At 55.7% G+C, this 17,194-nt stretch carries 13 protein-coding genes; 5 read left to right on the top strand and 8 right to left on the bottom strand.

The annotated features are described in order from the left end of the window. The first annotated feature begins 55 nt into the window (after positions 1 to 55). Positions 56 to 796 carry a 3'(2'),5'-bisphosphate nucleotidase CysQ gene (cysQ, locus tag ACMVME_RS10355; RefSeq protein WP_251858889.1) on the top strand — a complete coding sequence of 247 codons (741 nt, stop codon included), beginning with the start codon at positions 56 to 58 and terminating at the stop codon, positions 794 to 796. On the opposite strand, the gene ACMVME_RS10360 is transcribed toward cysQ, so the two are convergent. Beyond that, on the bottom strand, positions 790 to 1,347 hold the full coding sequence (locus ACMVME_RS10360) for a YtfJ family protein (protein WP_014168347.1): 558 nt from the start codon (positions 1,345 to 1,347) through the stop codon (positions 790 to 792). The two genes, cysQ and ACMVME_RS10360, sit on opposite strands and share 7 nt — an antisense overlap. 324 nt (positions 1,348 to 1,671) lie before the next feature. Between ACMVME_RS10360 and ACMVME_RS10365 the strand changes: the two genes are divergently transcribed. Then, positions 1,672 to 1,878 carry a DUF1107 domain-containing protein gene (locus tag ACMVME_RS10365; protein ID WP_003856054.1) on the top strand — a complete coding sequence of 69 codons (207 nt, stop codon included), beginning with the start codon at positions 1,672 to 1,674 and terminating at the stop codon, positions 1,876 to 1,878. A gap of 78 nt (positions 1,879 to 1,956) precedes the next feature. Here the strand turns inward: ACMVME_RS10365 and ACMVME_RS10370 are convergent, their stop codons facing one another. The 6 genes from ACMVME_RS10370 to ACMVME_RS10395 all read right to left on the bottom strand — a co-directional run bounded on the left by ACMVME_RS10370 (position 1,957) and on the right by ACMVME_RS10395 (position 9,566). Continuing rightward, positions 1,957 to 3,294: a hemolysin family protein gene (locus ACMVME_RS10370; protein WP_014168349.1), complete on the bottom strand. Its 1,338-nt coding sequence runs from the start codon at positions 3,292 to 3,294 to the stop codon at positions 1,957 to 1,959. 193 nt (positions 3,295 to 3,487) lie between these two features. Next, the gene (locus ACMVME_RS10375; RefSeq protein ID WP_014168350.1) at positions 3,488 to 5,035 is read right to left on the bottom strand and encodes an MFS transporter; all 1,548 of its coding nucleotides are present in this window, start codon (positions 5,033 to 5,035) and stop codon (positions 3,488 to 3,490) included. Positions 5,036 to 5,102: 67 nt separating this feature from the next. Continuing rightward, complete coding sequence (locus tag ACMVME_RS10380; RefSeq protein WP_068795285.1) at positions 5,103 to 6,137, bottom strand: Gfo/Idh/MocA family protein; 1,035 nt, start codon at positions 6,135 to 6,137, stop codon at positions 5,103 to 5,105. A 12-nt stretch (positions 6,138 to 6,149) separates the two neighbouring features. Continuing rightward, positions 6,150 to 7,217, bottom strand: a complete 1,068-nt coding sequence (locus ACMVME_RS10385; protein WP_032681859.1) for a Gfo/Idh/MocA family protein — start codon at positions 7,215 to 7,217, stop codon at positions 6,150 to 6,152. Between the two features lie 2 nt (positions 7,218 to 7,219). After that, entirely contained in the window at positions 7,220 to 8,398 is a 1,179-nt protein-coding gene (locus ACMVME_RS10390) for a Gfo/Idh/MocA family protein (RefSeq protein ID WP_063157024.1), read from the bottom strand. Between the two features lie 16 nt (positions 8,399 to 8,414). After that, positions 8,415 to 9,566, bottom strand: a complete 1,152-nt coding sequence (locus ACMVME_RS10395) for a Gfo/Idh/MocA family protein (RefSeq protein WP_025205803.1) — start codon at positions 9,564 to 9,566, stop codon at positions 8,415 to 8,417. Positions 9,567 to 9,759: 193 nt separating this feature from the next. On the opposite strand from ACMVME_RS10395, the gene ACMVME_RS10400 reads away from it, so the two are divergent. Continuing rightward, on the top strand, positions 9,760 to 10,818 hold the full coding sequence (locus ACMVME_RS10400; RefSeq protein ID WP_014168356.1) for a LacI family DNA-binding transcriptional regulator: 1,059 nt from the start codon (positions 9,760 to 9,762) through the stop codon (positions 10,816 to 10,818). Here ACMVME_RS10400 and msrA read toward each other — a convergent pair whose 3' ends face one another. Further along, complete coding sequence (gene msrA / locus ACMVME_RS10405; RefSeq protein ID WP_020882919.1) at positions 10,819 to 11,460, bottom strand: peptide-methionine (S)-S-oxide reductase MsrA; 642 nt, start codon at positions 11,458 to 11,460, stop codon at positions 10,819 to 10,821. A gap of 225 nt (positions 11,461 to 11,685) precedes the next feature. Here msrA and tamA point away from each other — a divergent pair, with 225 nt between their 5' ends. Both tamA and tamB read left to right on the top strand, forming a co-directional pair. Next, positions 11,686 to 13,419, top strand: a complete 1,734-nt coding sequence (gene tamA / locus ACMVME_RS10410; protein WP_020882918.1) for an autotransporter assembly complex protein TamA — start codon at positions 11,686 to 11,688, stop codon at positions 13,417 to 13,419. Then, entirely contained in the window at positions 13,416 to 17,192 is a 3,777-nt protein-coding gene (tamB, locus tag ACMVME_RS10415; RefSeq protein WP_032681855.1) for an autotransporter assembly complex protein TamB, read from the top strand. Before tamA ends, tamB begins: the two co-directional genes overlap by 4 nt. Positions 17,193 to 17,194 lie beyond the last annotated feature (2 nt).

Below are 17,194 nucleotides of genomic sequence, written 5' to 3' on the forward strand. Positions count from 1 at the left end.
TACGATATAACTAAAACAAAGAGTTAACCCCACTGCGTTAACAAAGAGGTGGAGAATGTTAGATAAGATTTGTCAGCTCGCACGGGATGCGGGAGATGCCATCATGCAGGTGTATGACGGTGCAAAACCGATGGAGGTCGTCAGCAAGGCAGATGACTCTCCGGTCACCGCGGCAGATATCGCGGCTCACAAGGTGATCCTGCAAGGACTGCAGGCCTTAACGCCGGATATCCCGGTCCTGTCAGAAGAAGCGCCGCAGAGCTGGGACGAGCGTCAGCACTGGCAGCGTTACTGGCTGGTGGACCCCCTCGACGGCACCAAAGAGTTTATCAAGCGTAACGGTGAGTTCACCGTCAACATCGCGCTGATTGAAAAAGGCAAAGCGGTGCTTGGGGTGGTATACGCGCCGGTGATGAAGGTCATGTACAGCGCTGCATACGGTAAGGCGTGGAAGGAAGAGTGCGGCGTGCGTAAGCAGATTCAGGTGCGCGATGCGCGTCCACCGCTGGTGGTGATCAGCCGGTCGCACAGCGACAGCGAACTGCAGGAATATCTGCAACAGCTGGGTGAACACCAGACGACCTCGATTGGTTCATCACTGAAATTCTGTCTGGTGGCGGAAGGTCATGCCCAGCTCTACCCTCGCTTTGGGCCAACGAACGTCTGGGATACCGCGGCAGGGCATGCGGTCGCCACGGCCGCCGGGGCACATGTTCATGACTGGCAGGGTAAGCCGCTGGACTACACCCCGCGCGAATCCTTCCTTAACCCCGGCTTCCGCGTCTCTATTTATTGAGCCAGCAGTTTGTGCAGCAGGGCGACAACCTGCTGCACCTCTTCCTGGGTTAATGCCCCGTCTTTCACCCACTGCACGCGGCCGTCTTTATCCAGCACGATGATTGCGGAACTCTCTTCCTCCAGCTGCCACGCCTTACGCGTCACGCCGTTGCTGTCGACAATAAACTGCGACCACGGATAGAGTTTTTTATTGCTCTCAAGGCTTGAACGCACAAACATTCCGGAGCCAGGAATGGCATCGTCAGTATTAACAATCGTGGTGGTCTGGTAGCGGTCGTGTGGGAATTTTGCGGCCTTGATCGCTTCCACCAGGTTGGCATTTTTCTCTTTTGCGGATGTACGACCGGCAATATGTTGTACAACTCTCACTTTGCCTGCGAGCTGCGCGCTATTCCACGCTTTGTAGCTAAACTTATCATTGTCGAGAATCAATTCTCCCCGGTCAGCAATGCCGACTGGTGGTACTCGTTGTCCTTTTTCAATCGCGTGAGCGCTAGCCCACAGGGGCAGAAGCAGGCAGGCTGCTGCAAGGATAGTTCGTAGGGTCATGGTGTTTCCTTATTGTTTGCAGGTGATCCGACCACTTGGTCATACGCTTTTAATCATAAGTGCGATCAATGTGGTTTTCCCGCAATCCCGATGCCAGTTTGCGGGTGAACGCACATATCCATGAAAAAACGACGGCTTATACTGCCCTGAGTGAAGCTTTGCAAAGATTATTCTGAATAATTGTAATCAAACGGTAAATAAACTTATGCATACTGGGTAACACCGTAGTTCTGGTCTATAGTCTTTGGGCAACAAAATTTGCGCTCAGGACAGTCGGGCCGATTGTGGCACCGCAAGAGCGTATGATTCGCAGGAGATACAAGAATGAAAATTTTCCAACGCTACAACCCGCTTCAGGTGGCGAAGTACGTGAAGATCCTGTTCCGTGGACGGTTGTATATCAAGGATGTTGGCGCTTTTGAGTTTGATAAGGGCAAGATCCTTATCCCAAAAGTGAAGGACAAGCAGCACCTGTCTGTGATGTCTGAAGTCAACCGTCAGGTTATGCGTCTGCAAACTGAGATGGCTTAACCAACGTGCTATGCAGTAGTTAAAAACGCAGTTGATAAAAAAACGGCTCCCGATGGGAGCCGTTGATGTTTATGGGCCTTACGCCGAAACTTTCTCTTCTGCGTCAGGCATCCGCGGCACCAGCACGGTCGGTTTATTATCGATACGCGTCACCAGCAGCTGGTCGATGCGGTAGTTATCAATATCCACCACTTCAAACTTGTAGCCAGAGAATTTCACCGAGTCGGTACGTTTCGGGATTTTTCGCAGCATAAACATCATAAAGCCGCCAATGGTCTCGTAATTACCTGACTGCGGGAACTCGTCGATATCCAGCACGCGCATGACATCGTCAATCGGCGTACCGCCGTCGATAAGCCATGAGTTCTCGTCACGCTGCACAATCTGCTCTTCCAGACCCTGGCCAACCAGGTCGCCCATCAGCGTGGTCATCACATCGTTGAGGGTGATGATGCCCACCACCAGCGCGTATTCGTTCATGATAACGGCAAAATCTTCACCGGCCGTTTTGAAACTTTCCAGCGCTTCAGAGAGGGTGAGGGTATCCGGAACAATCAGGGTATTGCGGATCTGAACGCCGCTGTTGAGCGCCAGGCTCTGGTTGGCCAGCACGCGGTTCAGCAGGTCTTTCGAGTCCACATAACCGATGATGTGGTCGATATCTTCATTACAGACCAGGAACTTGGAGTGCGGGTGCTCGGCCACCTTTTGCTTCAGGCTCTGCTCGTCTTCGTGCAGGTCGAACCAAATCACGTTTTCACGTCCGGTCATGGATGACGGTACGGTACGGGATTCCAGCTCAAACACGTTCTCAATTAACTCGTGCTCCTGCTTGCGCAGCACGCCCGCCAGGGCACCCGCTTCGAAGACCGCATAGATATCATCAGAGGTGATATCGTCTTTTCGCACCATCGGAATTTTAAACAGGCGGAAAATGCTATTGGCCAGGCCGTTGAAGAACCACACCAGCGGACGGAACAGGAACAGGCAGAAGCGCATCGGGTTGATGATGCGCAAAGCCACAGCTTCTGGCGCAATCATACCGATGCGTTTCGGGGTCAGATCAGCGAAGAGGATGAACAGGCCAGTCACCAGCGAGAAGGAGAGAATAAAACTCAGTTGCTCGGAGAGTTCAGGTGAAAAGTAGCGTGCGAAGAGGCCATGAAACACCGGTGAAAATGCTGCATCCCCCACGATACCGCCCAGGATGGCGACCGCGTTCAGGCCAATCTGCACCACGGTGAAAAACATTCCCGGGTTTTCCTGCATTTTGAGTATGCGTGATGCGTTAACGTTGCCTTCGTCAGCAAGCAGTTTCAGTTTGATTTTACGGGAGGCGGCCAGCGAGATCTCGGATATCGAGAAAAATGCACTGACGGCAATGAGACAAAGTATCACTAAAATACTGTTTAACATAGTTTATCCGGCTTCAGCCAGATCCTCGGAAGGGAAGTTAATTACATTTGTGTGAAGACACATAGAACGTCAGCTCGTAGCGTTGAGCTGATTATTTCAGCGGGTAGTATAGCGTAAAGGCGTGTAAATCTGCCAGAGGTCACATTTTGGCATAAAACCGGCCGGGCAGCGAAGCGCTGCCCGGTACGTACGGCTATTTTACTGCGGATAAACTGGCGTTTCCTGCCGCCCGGCGCGTGGCATCCCCTCCCCACACCTGATCATACTCATAGCCGGTGAGCTGTTTGATCACCACGCGGGTGTTGGCGTCGCAGTCGCGATAATCTCCGCCCAGCTTGCGGCGCGCAATCTCCTTCAGCAGCAGCTTGTGCGTCTCGCGGGTCAGTTTAAATTTATAGGTCGTGAAGAAGCTCACGGCCAGAAGGGCCGCCGTCGCGAAAATCAGCAGGCCGATAATGGCCCCCAACGCGCTTTCAGGCTGTGCGCCGCTGCCCTTCACAAACCCTGACTCCTGCAGCACCAGGCCGATGATCATGATGGCAATCGCCACGGTGCTTTTGCGGGTCAATACCATCACGCCGGCAAAAATCCCTTCGCGGCGCTGCTGCGTCACAATCTCATCGATATCAGGGATGAAACTGTAGATATTCCACGGGATGTAATAAAGACCAGAGCGGGCGGCACCGAGCAGGATAAAGACTCCCGAGAACAGCAGCGTTGGCACCTGCGTTTTGGTGAGGTAGACCGTAAACAGGAATACCAGCACGGCGAAGATACAGCCATAAGAGAGGCGCAGCGCGGCGGACGGCGTGATATTCAGCCGGTTCAAAAGCAGCATAAATCCGTACGTGCCTGGTACCGAGGCAAAGGCGGCAATGCTCAGCCAGCCCGACACGGCCGCCGCATCCTGGCTCAGACAATAAACGACATAATAGGTAAAGACCGAGCCGAAGACGTCCATCGCAGTAAACGAGAAGATATAAATAATGATATGCAGGCGGAATGCGCGGATGCGAAAGGACGAAAAGAGGTCCAGTACCAGATATTTCAGATGATTGGCTACCCCGCTGCTGCGCTGGTTATCTATCTTAAAATCGGACTCCTGATGCACATCTTTCGCTTCCCATGTGGTGTACCACGTAATAAACACCGCAAGGCAAAAAACGCAGGAAAATATCAGTCCGGTGAGCGTATAGGTAAACGGATTGTCTTTCCCGGTGAACTGCATAATGACGCCGGGGACGGAAACGGCAAGAAACCCCCCAAGCTGAGAGCAGATCATGCGCACCCCTGAAAGTCGGCTGCGCTCTTCGTAGCGGTTCGTCATTTCTGCGGCCAGCGTCTCCCAAGGCACCAGCACCATCGCCGACAGCAGTTCAATAGAGAGATAGGTTCCCAGGTAATACCAGTATCCCATATCCGTCAGCCACAGCAGGGCATACAAAAACATTAACGGGGAACTCAGTAATAAAAAGAAACGGCGACGGCCAAATTTACGGCCGAGCCAGGTACCCGCAAAATTATCAGTGATATAACCCATGATCGGGCTTAACAGCGCATCAATGACGCGGGCGATAGCAAATATAGAGCCCGCTTCAATAACAGACAGCCCGCAATAGGTCGTGTAAAAAAATAACAGCCAGGTGCCGATAATGGCGAAAGCGCCTCCGCCAAACAGATCGGTTATGCCGTAGCCAAGCGCCACGCCATAACCAACTCTACGTTCAGTTGGTTTGACCATAATAATATCCAGTGTAGGGTAATGATTAACCCGTTTTACGGGGCGTATTTTTATTAACGTCTGGAATTCAAATTACGTTCTGGTTGTTGATATTTATCCATTGTCTTGTTTGAGATGACCGATAAATAGCCTCCACAAGGGTGAGTGATTTTCCGGCGGTACGGATATCGATATAGTCTCTGTTTTCCGGATGCTGAACGGCAGTATAAAACCGGTGGATCGCCTGCTGATGACCCAGCCCCCAGTAGCTTTTTACCGTGCCGTCGGGGGAATCATCGCTTGCCAGTTTTAACCGCTCACCCGGCGTGACGCGCCAGAGAGTGTTGTCATTCAGCAGCAGCGAGCCGCGTTCACAGTGGATCTCCAGCAGGAGAGGGGCGTCCGTGGTGTGGCAATTGCTGGCATAAAACAGGCCGCGGGCGCCGTTGGCGAAGTGTAGCGTGGCCATTGCGCTGTCTTCGCCTTCGGTCACGTCTGCCAGCTCACCGCTATCCACCACGCCTTTCACTCGCGTCACGCCTTCGCCGAACCACTGCATCAGGTCGAGCGTATGGATTGCCTGGTTGATCAGCAGACTCCCGCCTTCTGTTGCCAGCCGACCGCGCCAGGGGCTTTGCGTGTAGTAAGCGCCCGCGCGTGACCATGTGAGTACTGCCCTGATGCTGAGCATTTTCCCCAGCTGTCCATGGCCTAACTCCTGCCGAATACGCTGGCTGGTGGGGTTGAGCCGGTTCTGATAGCACACGCCGAGCAGGCTCTGAGCCCGATCGGCGGCACGGGTGATATCAATGAGTTCACGGGTGTTCATGCCCACCGGTTTTTCGCAAAAAACATGCTTCCCGGCGGCGAGTGCCGCCAGAATCATCTCTTTATGCTCGAAATGGGGCGTACAGATGTGTACCACGTCGATGGCATCATCCAGCAGCATTTCCCGGTAATCCTGATAAAAACGGCATTGATAGTCTTTCGCCAGCGCCAGTCCTTTAACGCTGTCGATGTCGACCAGCGCACGCAGCGCGACGTTGGGTATCTGGCGCAGGGCATTGACATGGCAGCCATGAATCGCCCCGCCGCCGATGATAGCGGTATTCAGGATAGTCATCTCCGGCTCCCCTTAACCCGCCGCGTTGGCGAGCATTTGAGCCTTCACGCACAGCTCCGCAGCCTTGAAAGCGTGCGCCTGCGTCATGGCATTTTCAGTCCGATGGAGACAGTCGAGGATCAGTTCGCCAAAGAACGGGAATCCGACCTGGCCTGCTACCGGATAACGGAACTCCCCCTCTTTATTGACGAGATAAACCACATCCTGCTCGCCGCGGGTTAAATCGACGTATTTGCGGATTTCGATGTAGCCCTCGGTGCCGAGCAGCGTCAGTCGCCCGTCACCCCATGTGGACAGCCCGTCCGGGGTAAACCAGTCGCAGCGGAAGTAGCCGCTGGCGCCGTTTTCGCCTTTGAGCATTGCGTCGCCAAAATCTTCAAAGGCGGGGTACTGCGGGTGTTTAACGTTCCGGACCTGGCTTGCCATCACGGTTGCATCGCGGTTGCCGGTGTAAAAAAGGAACTGCTCAATCTGATGGCTGCCGATGTCACACAGGATGCCGCCGAAGTATCGCCGATCGTAAAACCAATCCGGCCTTCCTTCGCCTTCACGGTGTGGGCCTGTCCCCAGCGTTTGTACCACGTCGCCGATGGCACCTTGCTTTACCAGTTGACCGGCAAAGACAGCACTCTCAACATGCAGACGTTCGCTGTAGTAAACTGCGTATTTCTTACCGGTTTTTTCAACCATCGCTTTGGCATCTGCCAGCTGTTCAAGGGTGGTGAGCGGCGCTTTGTCGGTAAAGTAATCCTTCCCCGCCGCCATCGATTTCAGCCCCAGCGCACAGCGCTCAGAGGGGATGGCGGCGCCTGCCACCAGACGCACCTCGTTATCGGCGAGGATCGCCTCCAGCGAATCCGCCACTCTGGCCTGCGGATACTGCTGGATAAATTTATCCACTCTGGACGGATCGGGATCGTAAACCCATTTCAGCGTGGCGCCGGCCTCAATCAGCCCGTTACACATTCCATAAATATGCCCGTGGTCGAGCGCGGCAGCGGCAAAGACAAACTCACCTTCCCGGACAACGGGCTGAGGTTTGCCGACTGGCGCGTAGTTCATTCCGTCATGTTTATTCATCTTCAGATTCCTCGATCCAGATCTTTACCCAGGGGGATAGCGCCCACTTCGCTGAAGTTGGCCACGCTTGCGGATTTCTCATGAAAACGGGGGGCGAGGGTGTTAATCCCGCCGGTACGGTAAAACGGATCGTCACGTGGAATGGGGAGCGAGACCACGGTGCGGGTGATGGCAGATTTATAAATTGCGGTAATCAACTCCAGCGAGCGTTTTCCCTGTAATCCATCCACCAGCGGAGCCGTGCCGCGTTCAATACTCAGCAGCAGGTCGTTAATCTGCCCGGTATGCAGCGTCCACGCGAGTGCCGCTGTCTGCGCAAAAACAGCGTTGAGCTGTGCTTCCCGCTGCTGGTCGTGAGTTTCCTGAGGAAAACCGTTATCGGCACTCACGCTGGCACAGGCTTGCCAGGGGGCAGAGATGCGTGCGCGCTCGCCCTGGATGACGATCTTCTGATCTTCGCCGTGATGCACCACCGAGGCGGTAAGCTGCGTGAGTGCGCCGCTGGGATATTTGAATATTGCGGCGCTGAGGTCTTCCACTTCGGCATTGTCATGCGCCACGTTGGTCATCATCGCCACCACCTCGGATGGAAACCCGAGCATCCACTGAATAGCGTCGATATGGTGAACCGCGTGATTGAGCGTGCAGCCGCCCCCCTCTTTTTCCCAGGTGCCACGCCACCACAGATCGTAATAGCAGTGGCCGCGCCACCAGAACGAATCCACCTGCGCATGGCAGATTTTGCCCGCGAGGCCGGAATCCAGCGCTGCTTTTAAGCGCCAGAAGGCATCGGTAAAACGATTTTGCGCAATGATGGAGAGCGTTTTGCCGCTGGCCTGCTGAGCCGCAATCATCGCGTCACACTCCTCAAGCGAGGCGGCCATCGGCTTTTCACACAGCACATGGCACCCGGCCTCCAGTGCATCAATGCTGATCTGTGCGTGGACATACGGCGGGGTGCAGACATCGACGATATCGACGTCTGGCTCGGATGCCAGCATCTGCTGATGGCTCTCATACACGCGGGCCTGCGTCAGGCCGTAGCGCGTTTTTTTCTCGTGCGCTTTTTCCGGGTAGATATCCACCAGCGCGACAATCCGGCAGCGCTGACCAAACTGCAAATAACCCTGAATATGGTTATGTGAGATATTGCCTGTACCTACAATGGCGATATTTAGCATCGTGTCGTCTCCGGAGTTACCAGGTGCCTGAGGCATCAAGCGTCACGTTTATGGCCTCTTTAGCAACAGAGGTGCTGATGCGTTGCTGGAGCAGGCGCAAGTAGTGTTTCTCGTTGATCGGCAGTTCGACCCAGTCGTCAGTCCAGGTGGAAAGATGCATGGCATTGGAGAGCGTCAGGCCGTGGATCCCGTCCAGGCCCGGTGCAATCAGCGGTTCACCGCGCAGGATGGCGGCGCAGAAATTTGCGGTAATGACATGATGTTCGCTGCATTCGGCGGCGACAGGAATGTCGACCTCCCAGCATTCAGGCTCCCCAAAACCGTTTTGCCAGCGGGCGTTAAACGCGGTTTCGGACTCACGTAGCCGCCAGTAGCGAAGCCGTCCCTCTTCGACGACCACTTTGCCGCGATCCCCGACGATCTCCAGGCGATTTGTCCCCGGCGTTTCTGCCACGGTAGTGATAAATACACCGGTAGCCCCACCGGCATACTCGGCATAGGCGGTGACCTCGTCTTCCACTTCAATGTCACGATGTTTGCCGAACTGGCAAAACGCGCGCAGGCGGACCGGCATGCCCACCAGCCACTGCCAGAGATCGAGCTGATGCGGATCCTGGTTGAGCAAGACGCCGCCGCCTTCTCCTTTCCAGGTCGCGCGCCAGCCGCCGGAGTTGTAGTAGCTCTGCGAGCGGTACCAGTTGGTGATTATCCAGTTAGAGCGGCGGATCTCGCCCAGCTCGCCGCTGTCGATAAGATCCTTAACCTTCCGGTAGAGCGGGTTTGGTCGCTGGTTATACATGATGCCAAACACCACGTCGCACTCACGCGCGCAGGCGTTCATCTCCTGCACCTGCGCCGTATAAACGCCTGCCGGTTTTTCACACAGGGTATGAATGCCGTTACGCATCGCCAGCATCGACAGGCGCGGATGTTCGTAATGGGGCGTGGCGACAATCACCGCGTCGATAAGCCCGCTCTGGATCATCTCCTGGGCATCACTGAACAGGGGAATGGCCCCCACCAGCTGGCGAATGGCCGGGTGTTTTTCCGGTGCATTGTCACAAACCGCCGTCAGGCAGGCGTCATTGACCGTACCCGCGAGTAAATAACGTGCGTGGACCGTACCGATATTACCTATACCAATAATGCCAAAACGTACCTTCTCCATGTCACACCTTAATTTCAGTTGAAAAGAAGTGATGACCGGAAAATAGGAAAGGCGAGGCGTAGCGACAATGTGTTTTTGTGAGAATACTCGCAAGGTGAATAAGTAATCTCCAGGCTTTCTGAAATTTGGTTTTAAAATCAAAAGGCTGTTTCTGCAAATATTTGCAAAAACTGATTGAGAGCGAGATCACACTATGCCGGGCAGGTTAAAAATGGAGGAGATCGCGGCCCTCACGGGATATTCCGTTAGCACGGTGTCGAGGGTATTAAGCGGCAAGTCATATACCAGCGATAAAGCCCGGGATGCGATCGTTCGCACCGCACGAGAGCTGGGCGTGCTGGAGTCCATGGCCAGTGGACGGCTGTTGATTAACGGTATTGCCGTTTTTGCTCCGGAAAGAACCTTTCAGGGGCGCGGCGATATTTTTTATCTGGAGGTGACCAAAGGGATTGCTGAGGCCTGCTCGCCACACAATGTGTGGGTCAGCTGTTGCGGATTAGAAGAACAGCACGCCGATGTAAAATTATTTATGGAAAAGGCCAGCCAGAAGAACATCAACGCGATAATTATTATTGGTACTGATGATGCCACCATATTTAAACTGGCCAGCACGCTCAATAAACCCTGCGTCTTAATTAATTCCGTGGACCGGGAGCGGGTACTGGATTCGGTATCACCCGATCACCGGGCGATTGGCTTCACCGCCATGCAGTATCTCTTTGAACAGGGGCATCGGCGGGTCCTGACGCTGACCTGCCTTCGGCGAGATACGCTTTACGCTCGTCTGGATGGCATTAAAGAGGCGTATCGCCATTTTCACGTCGCCTTTGAGCCGCAGCGTGATTTACTCGTGACGGAGTGGTTTACCGCAGACGAAGCCGAGCGGGCGCTGGATGAGTGGCTGCTGAGTCATGACAGAGCGCAGTGGCCAGAGGTGATTTTCCCGAACAGCACCAGCATGACCGAAGGTGTGGTGAGGGCATTAACCCGCCACGGGCTGCGCGTCCCGGAAGACATCTCTCTGATTACCACCGATTTTGCCTGGAATTTAGCGCACCGGCTGGAAAAACCGGTCACGGGGGTCACGGTGCCCTGCCGCGAACTGGGGATTGAGGCCGTGCACCTGCTGCAGACCCGCCTTAACAGGCCGCAGGCACCGGTTTTTAACCTGCTGTTGCAGGGAAAAGTCATGAATTATGGGTCGGTCAGTAATGCCACGCGCCACGCGGCTCGCGTGGCGCTAGACCAGTAATCAGGCCAGCTGTGGCGGCAGGCAGACGCCGATACCCCCGATACCGCAGTAGCCGTACGGGTTTTTATGCAGGTACTGCTGGTGGTCGTCTTCCGCATAGTAGAACGGTTTGGCAGAGGCGATTTCCGTGGTGACCTCGCGGTTGTCACCGGCATCGTGCATCGCTTTCTGGAAGCGCTCAAGGCTTGCGCGGGCGGCCGTCTCCTGCTCCGGAGTGAGAGGGTAGATAGCCGAGCGGTACTGGGTGCCGTGGTCGTTACCCTGACGCATGCCCTGGGCCGGGTCGTGGTTTTCCCAGAACACCTGCAGAAGTTGCTCATAGCTAATGACGGCAGGGTCATACACCACGCGTACGGCTTCGGCATGACCGGTCTCGCCAGAGCACACTTCGCGATAGGTTGGGTTTGGCGTATACCCCCCCGTGTAACCCGCCGCGGTGCTGTAAACGCCGGGGAGTTGCCAGAAGAGACGTTCTACGCCCCAGAAGCAGCCCATGGCGAACAGGGCGATTTCCATTCCATCAGGAACGTTTGTCATTGAATGGCCATTCACGGCGTGTAAGGTCGCCACAGGCATAGGGGTGTTGCGTCCCGGTAATGCATCAGCTTGTGAAACAAGATGCTTTTTGTCGAATAAACTCACGATGGGGGCCTCCCGGGCTGCGATGTTTCGGTTAAGGTTGTCACGAAGCGTTTAATTGAACACAATAAATGCGCTGAATGAGTCTAGATTTAATCATAAGAAATATTTGGGTGTTACACCCGTTTTCAACCCGTGATGTGGGTTTTTGGCTAACAGGCCGTATTTTGCCGCGGAGCGGCACTTCATTTGCTTCCAGGGTGGAAAAAAGGATATTCAGGAGAAAACGTGACAAAAATCCGCCAGTTATGTTTGGTCAGTTTATTGCTGACAAGCGGGGTTGCCAGCGCGGCGAATGTCCGTTTGCAGGTTGAGGGGTTATCCGGGGCGCTGGAAAAAAACGTGCGTGCGCAGCTGTCGACCATCGAGAGCGACGAAGTGACGCCGGACCGGCGTTTTCGCGCGCGCGTGGATGATGCGATCCGCGAAGGGCTGAAAGCGCTGGGTTATTACGAACCCACCATTGATTTCGATCTCCGTCCGCCGCCAAAGAAGGGGCGACAGGTGCTTATTGCCCGCGTTTCACCGGGTGAGCCGGTGTTGATCGGCGGCACTAACGTCATTCTGCGCGGCGGCGCGCGTACGGACCGGGATTACCTGGATCTGCTCAGCACGCGGCCGAAAAACGGTACCGTGCTGAACCACGGTGACTACGACCATTTCAAAAAAGAGCTGACGAGCGTCTCCCTGCGTAAGGGGTACTTTGACAGCCAGTTCGACAAAAGCCAGCTGGGCATTGCGCTCGACAGGCACCAGGCCTTCTGGGATATCGATTATGACAGCGGCGAACGTTATCGTTTCGGCGATGTGACCTTCGAAGGCTCACAAATTCGTGAAGAGTATCTGCAAAACCTCGTGCCTTTCAAAAAGGGCGATTACTACCAGTCGCGTGATCTGGCGGAGCTGAACCGCCGCCTCTCCGCCACCGGGTGGTTTAACTCGGTGGTTGTCGCGCCGGAGTTTGATAAATCGCGCAAAACCAAGGTGTTGCCGCTGCATGGCGTTGTTTCGCCGCGCACCGAGAACACCATTGAGACTGGCGTTGGTTATTCGACCGACGTCGGTCCGCGCGTGAAAGCCACGTGGAAAAAGCCGTGGATGAACTCATACGGTCACAGCCTGACCACCAGCGCCAGTATCTCAGCGCCGGAACAGCAGCTCGATTTCAGCTACAAAATGCCGCTGCTGAAAAACCCGCTTGAACAGTATTACCTTGTTCAGGGCGGTTTTAAGCGTACCGACCTGAACGATACCGAGGCAGATTCCACCACGCTTGCGGTATCGCGATACTGGGACCTCTCCAGCGGCTGGCAGCGCGCCATTAACCTGCGCTGGAGTTTGGACCACTTTACCCAGGCCAACGTCACCAACACCACCATGCTGCTCTACCCGGGGGTGATGATCAGCCGTACCCGCTCGCGTGGCGGCCTGATGCCAACCTGGGGCGATTCCCAGCGTTACTCCATCGATTACTCCAACACCATGTGGGGTTCCGATGTGGATTTCTCGGTGATTCAGGCGCAAAACGTCTGGATCCGCACGCTGTATGACAAACACCGCTTCGTGATGCGCGGCAACCTCGGCTGGATTGAAACCGGCGACTTCGACAAAGTTCCGCCGGATCTGCGCTTCTTCGCCGGTGGCGACCGCAGTATTCGCGGTTACAAATACAAATCCATCGCGCCGAAAGATGATGACGGCAAGCTGATTGGTGCCTCCAAGCTGGCTACCGGCTCGCTGGAGTACCAGTACAACGTCAGCGGAAAATGGTGGGGCGCGATGTTTGTCGACGGCGGCGAAGCGGTAAGCGATATCCGCCGCAGCGACTTTAAAACCGGCGCGGGCGTGGGCGTACGCTGGCAGTCTCCCGTCGGGCCAATCAAGCTCGATTTCGCCGTGCCGGTGGGTGATAAAGAAGAACACGGTTTACAGTTTTACATCGGTCTGGGGCCTGAATTATGAGTTTATGGAAGAAGATAAGCCTCGGGGTGCTGATTTTTATCGTACTGCTGCTCGGTACGGTGGCGTTTCTGGTCGGAACGACGTCTGGCCTGCATCTGCTGTTTAACGCGGCTAACCGCTGGGTTCCCGGGCTGGAAATTGGCCAGGTGACAGGCGGCTGGCGCGATCTGCGTCTGAAAAACATCCGCTATGAGCAGCCTGGCGTGGCGGTAAACGCGGGGGAATTTCACCTCGCGGTGAAGCTGGGCTGCCTGCGGGACAGCAAGCTGTGCGTTAACGATCTATCGCTGAAAGACGTGAACGTGGCGATAGATTCGAAGAAAATGCCGAAATCGGCACCCGTTGAGGAAGAGGATAGCGGCCCGCTGAATCTCTCCACACCGTATCCGATTGCCCTCTATCGGGTGGCGCTGGATAACGTCAATGTCAAAATCGACGACACCACCGTCTCCGTCATGGATTTCACCTCCGGCCTGCGCTGGCAGGAGAAAAACCTCGCTCTGACGCCAACCTCCCTTCAGGGGCTGCTGATTGCGCTGCCGAAAGTGGCGGACGTGGCGCAGGAAGAAATTGTCGAGCCGAAGATCCAGAACCCGCAGCCGGAAGAGAAACCGCTGGGCGAAACGCTGAAAGATCTCTTCTCTAAACCTGTGCTGCCGGAGATGACGGACGTTCATCTGCCGCTGAACCTGAATATCGAAGAGTTTAAAGGCGAGCAGCTGCGTCTCACCGGCGATACCGATCTGACGGTCTTCAACATGCTGCTTAAAGTCAGCAGCATCGACGGCAACATGAAACTCGACGCGCTGGATATCGACACCAACCAGGGCTCGGTTAACGCGTCAGGGAATGCCCTGCTGCGCGACAACTGGCCGGTGGATATCACCCTGAACAGTTCGCTCAACATCGACCCGCTGAAAGGCGAAAAAGTGAAGGTCAAAGTGGGCGGGGCGCTGCGCGATAAACTGGATGTCGGCGTTAACCTCTCCGGCCCGGTGGATATGGATCTGCGCGCGCAAACGCAGCTGGCGGAAGCGGGGCTGCCGCTCAACCTTGAGGTTGTCAGTAAGCAGCTCTACTGGCCGTTCACCGGCGAAAAACAGTTCCAGGCCGATGACCTGAAGCTCAAGCTGAGCGGCAAAATGACGGATTACACCCTGTCGTTCCGCACGGCGGTGAAGGGGCAAGGTGTTCCGCCAGCGACGATTACGCTGGATGCTAAAGGCAACGAGCAGCAGGTGAATCTCGACAAACTGACCGTCGCGGCGCTGGAAGGCAAAACTGAACTCACCGCGCTGCTCGACTGGCAGCAGGCGATCAGCTGGCGCGGCGAGCTGAAGCTGACGGGGATCAACACGGCCAAAGAGGTGCCAGACTGGCCATCAAAACTGGACGGCCTGATCAAAACCCGCGGCAGCCTGTATGGCGGTACGTGGCAGATGGACGTGCCGGAAATCAAGCTTACCGGTAACGTGAAGCAGAATAAGGTCAACGTTGAAGGCTCGCTGAAGGGCAACAGCTATCTGCAGTGGGTGATCCCGGGTCTGCACGTGGCGCTGGGCCGTAACACGGCGGATATCAAAGGCGAGCTGGGGGTGAAAGATCTTAATCTCGATGCCACCATTGATGCGCCAAATCTGGATAACGCCCTGCCAGGGTTGGGCGGTACGGCGAAAGGGTTAGTGAAGGTGCGCGGCACGGTAGAGGCTCCGCAGCTGCTGGCCGATATCACCGCCAGCAACCTGCGCTGGCAGGCGCTGACCGTTGCGCGGGTTCGCGTCGAAGGGGATGTGAAATCCACCGATCAGATTGGCGGTAACCTGAACCTGCGCGTGGAGCGCATTTCTCAGCCCGACGTGAACATTAATCTGGTCACTCTGGATGCCAAAGGTAACGAAAAACAGCACGATCTCCAGCTTAAGGTGCAGGGCGAGCCGGTATCCGGTCAGCTTCATCTGACCGGAAGCTTTGATCGCAAACAGGCGCGCTGGAAAGGGACGCTGGACAATACCCGCTTCAACACCCCGGTAGGGCCGCTGGCGCTGTCCCGCTCTATCGCGCTGGACTACCGCAACGCCGAACAAAAGATCAGTATCGGACCGCACTGCTGGACCAACCCGAATGCGGAACTGTGCGTGCCGCAGACCATTGATGCGGGGGCTGAAGGGCGTGCGCAGATCAACCTTAATCGCTTCGACCTGGCGATGCTAAAACCGTTTATGCCGGACACGACTCAGGCCAGCGGCGTCTTTAGCGGGAAAGCCGATGTCGCGTGGGACACGACCAAAGAGGGGCTGCCGCAGGGTAGCGTGACGCTCTCTGGTCGTAACGTGAAGGTGATACAGGAGGTGAACGACGCACCGCTGCCGGTGGCGTTTGATACCCTCAACCTGAGTGCCGATCTGCATAACAACCGCGCGGAGCTGGGGTGGCTTATCCGTCTGACCAACAACGGTCAGTTTGACGGGCAGGTGCAGATTACCGATCCGCAAGGACGCCGTAATCTCGCCGGTAACGTTAATATCCGCAACTTCAACCTGGCGATGGCCAACCCGATTTTCTCACGTGGAGAAAAAGCAGAGGGGATGCTCAGCGCGAACCTGCGCCTGGCGGGCAATGCGCAAAGCCCGCAGCTGTTTGGCCAGATGCAGCTTAACGGCGTGGATATCGACGGCAACTTTATGCCGTTTGATATGCAGCCAAGCCAGATTGCGATGAACTTCAACGGCATGAGCTCGACCCTCGCCGGGGTGGTGCGTACCCAGCAGGGGCAAATCAACCTCAGCGGCGACGCCGACTGGAGCCAGCTTGATAACTGGCGGGCCCGTGTTGCGGCCAAAGGCAGCAAGGTGCGGATCACCGTACCGCCGATGGTACGTCTGGACGTATCCCCGGATATTGTCTTTGAAGCCACCCCAAGCCTCTTCACGCTGGACGGCAACGTGGACGTACCGTGGGCACGCATCGTGGTGCACGAGGTGCCTGAGAGCGCGGTGGGCGTCTCCAGTGACGAAGTCATGCTCAATGAAAATCTCAAACCCGTTGAGCAGAAGAGCGCCGGTATTCCGATCAACAGTAACCTCACCGTTCACGTCGGCAATAACGTGCGTCTGGATGCGTTTGGGCTGAAGGCGAGACTGACGGGGGATCTGAAAGTCGCGCAGGACAAGCAGGGTCTGGGTCTGAACGGCCAGATCAATATTCCTGAAGGGCGCTTCCATGCCTATGGTCAGGATCTGATTGTGCGTAAAGGTGAGCTGCTGTTCTCCGGCCCACCGGATCAGCCACTGCTCAATATCGAAGCGATTCGTAACCCGGAAGCCACCGAAAACGACGTTATTGCGGGTGTTCGCGTTACCGGCTCTGCTGATGAGCCGAAGGCGGAGATCTTCTCCGACCCGGCAATGTCGCAACAGGAAGCCCTGTCTTACCTGCTGCGTGGGCAAGGACTGGAGAGCGGCCAGAGCGACAGTGCAGCGATGACCTCGATGTTAGTGGGTCTGGGGGTTGCACAAAGTGGGCAGGTTGTGGGTAAAATCGGCGAGACGTTCGGCGTAAGCAATCTGGCACTGGACACCCAGGGCGTGGGTGACTCCTCGCAAGTGGTGGTCAGTGGCTATGTACTGCCGGGTCTGCAGGTAAAATATGGCGTGGGGATCTTTGACTCACTGGCAACACTCACGTTACGCTATCGCCTTATGCCTAAGCTATATCTGGAAGCAGTGTCCGGCGTAGACCAGGCACTTGATCTGCTCTATCAGTTTGAGTTTTAGCA

It is taken from the genome of Enterobacter cloacae complex sp. 2024EL-00711, assembly GCF_047529885.1.
Classification (GTDB): Bacteria; Pseudomonadota; Gammaproteobacteria; order Enterobacterales; family Enterobacteriaceae; genus Enterobacter; species Enterobacter ludwigii.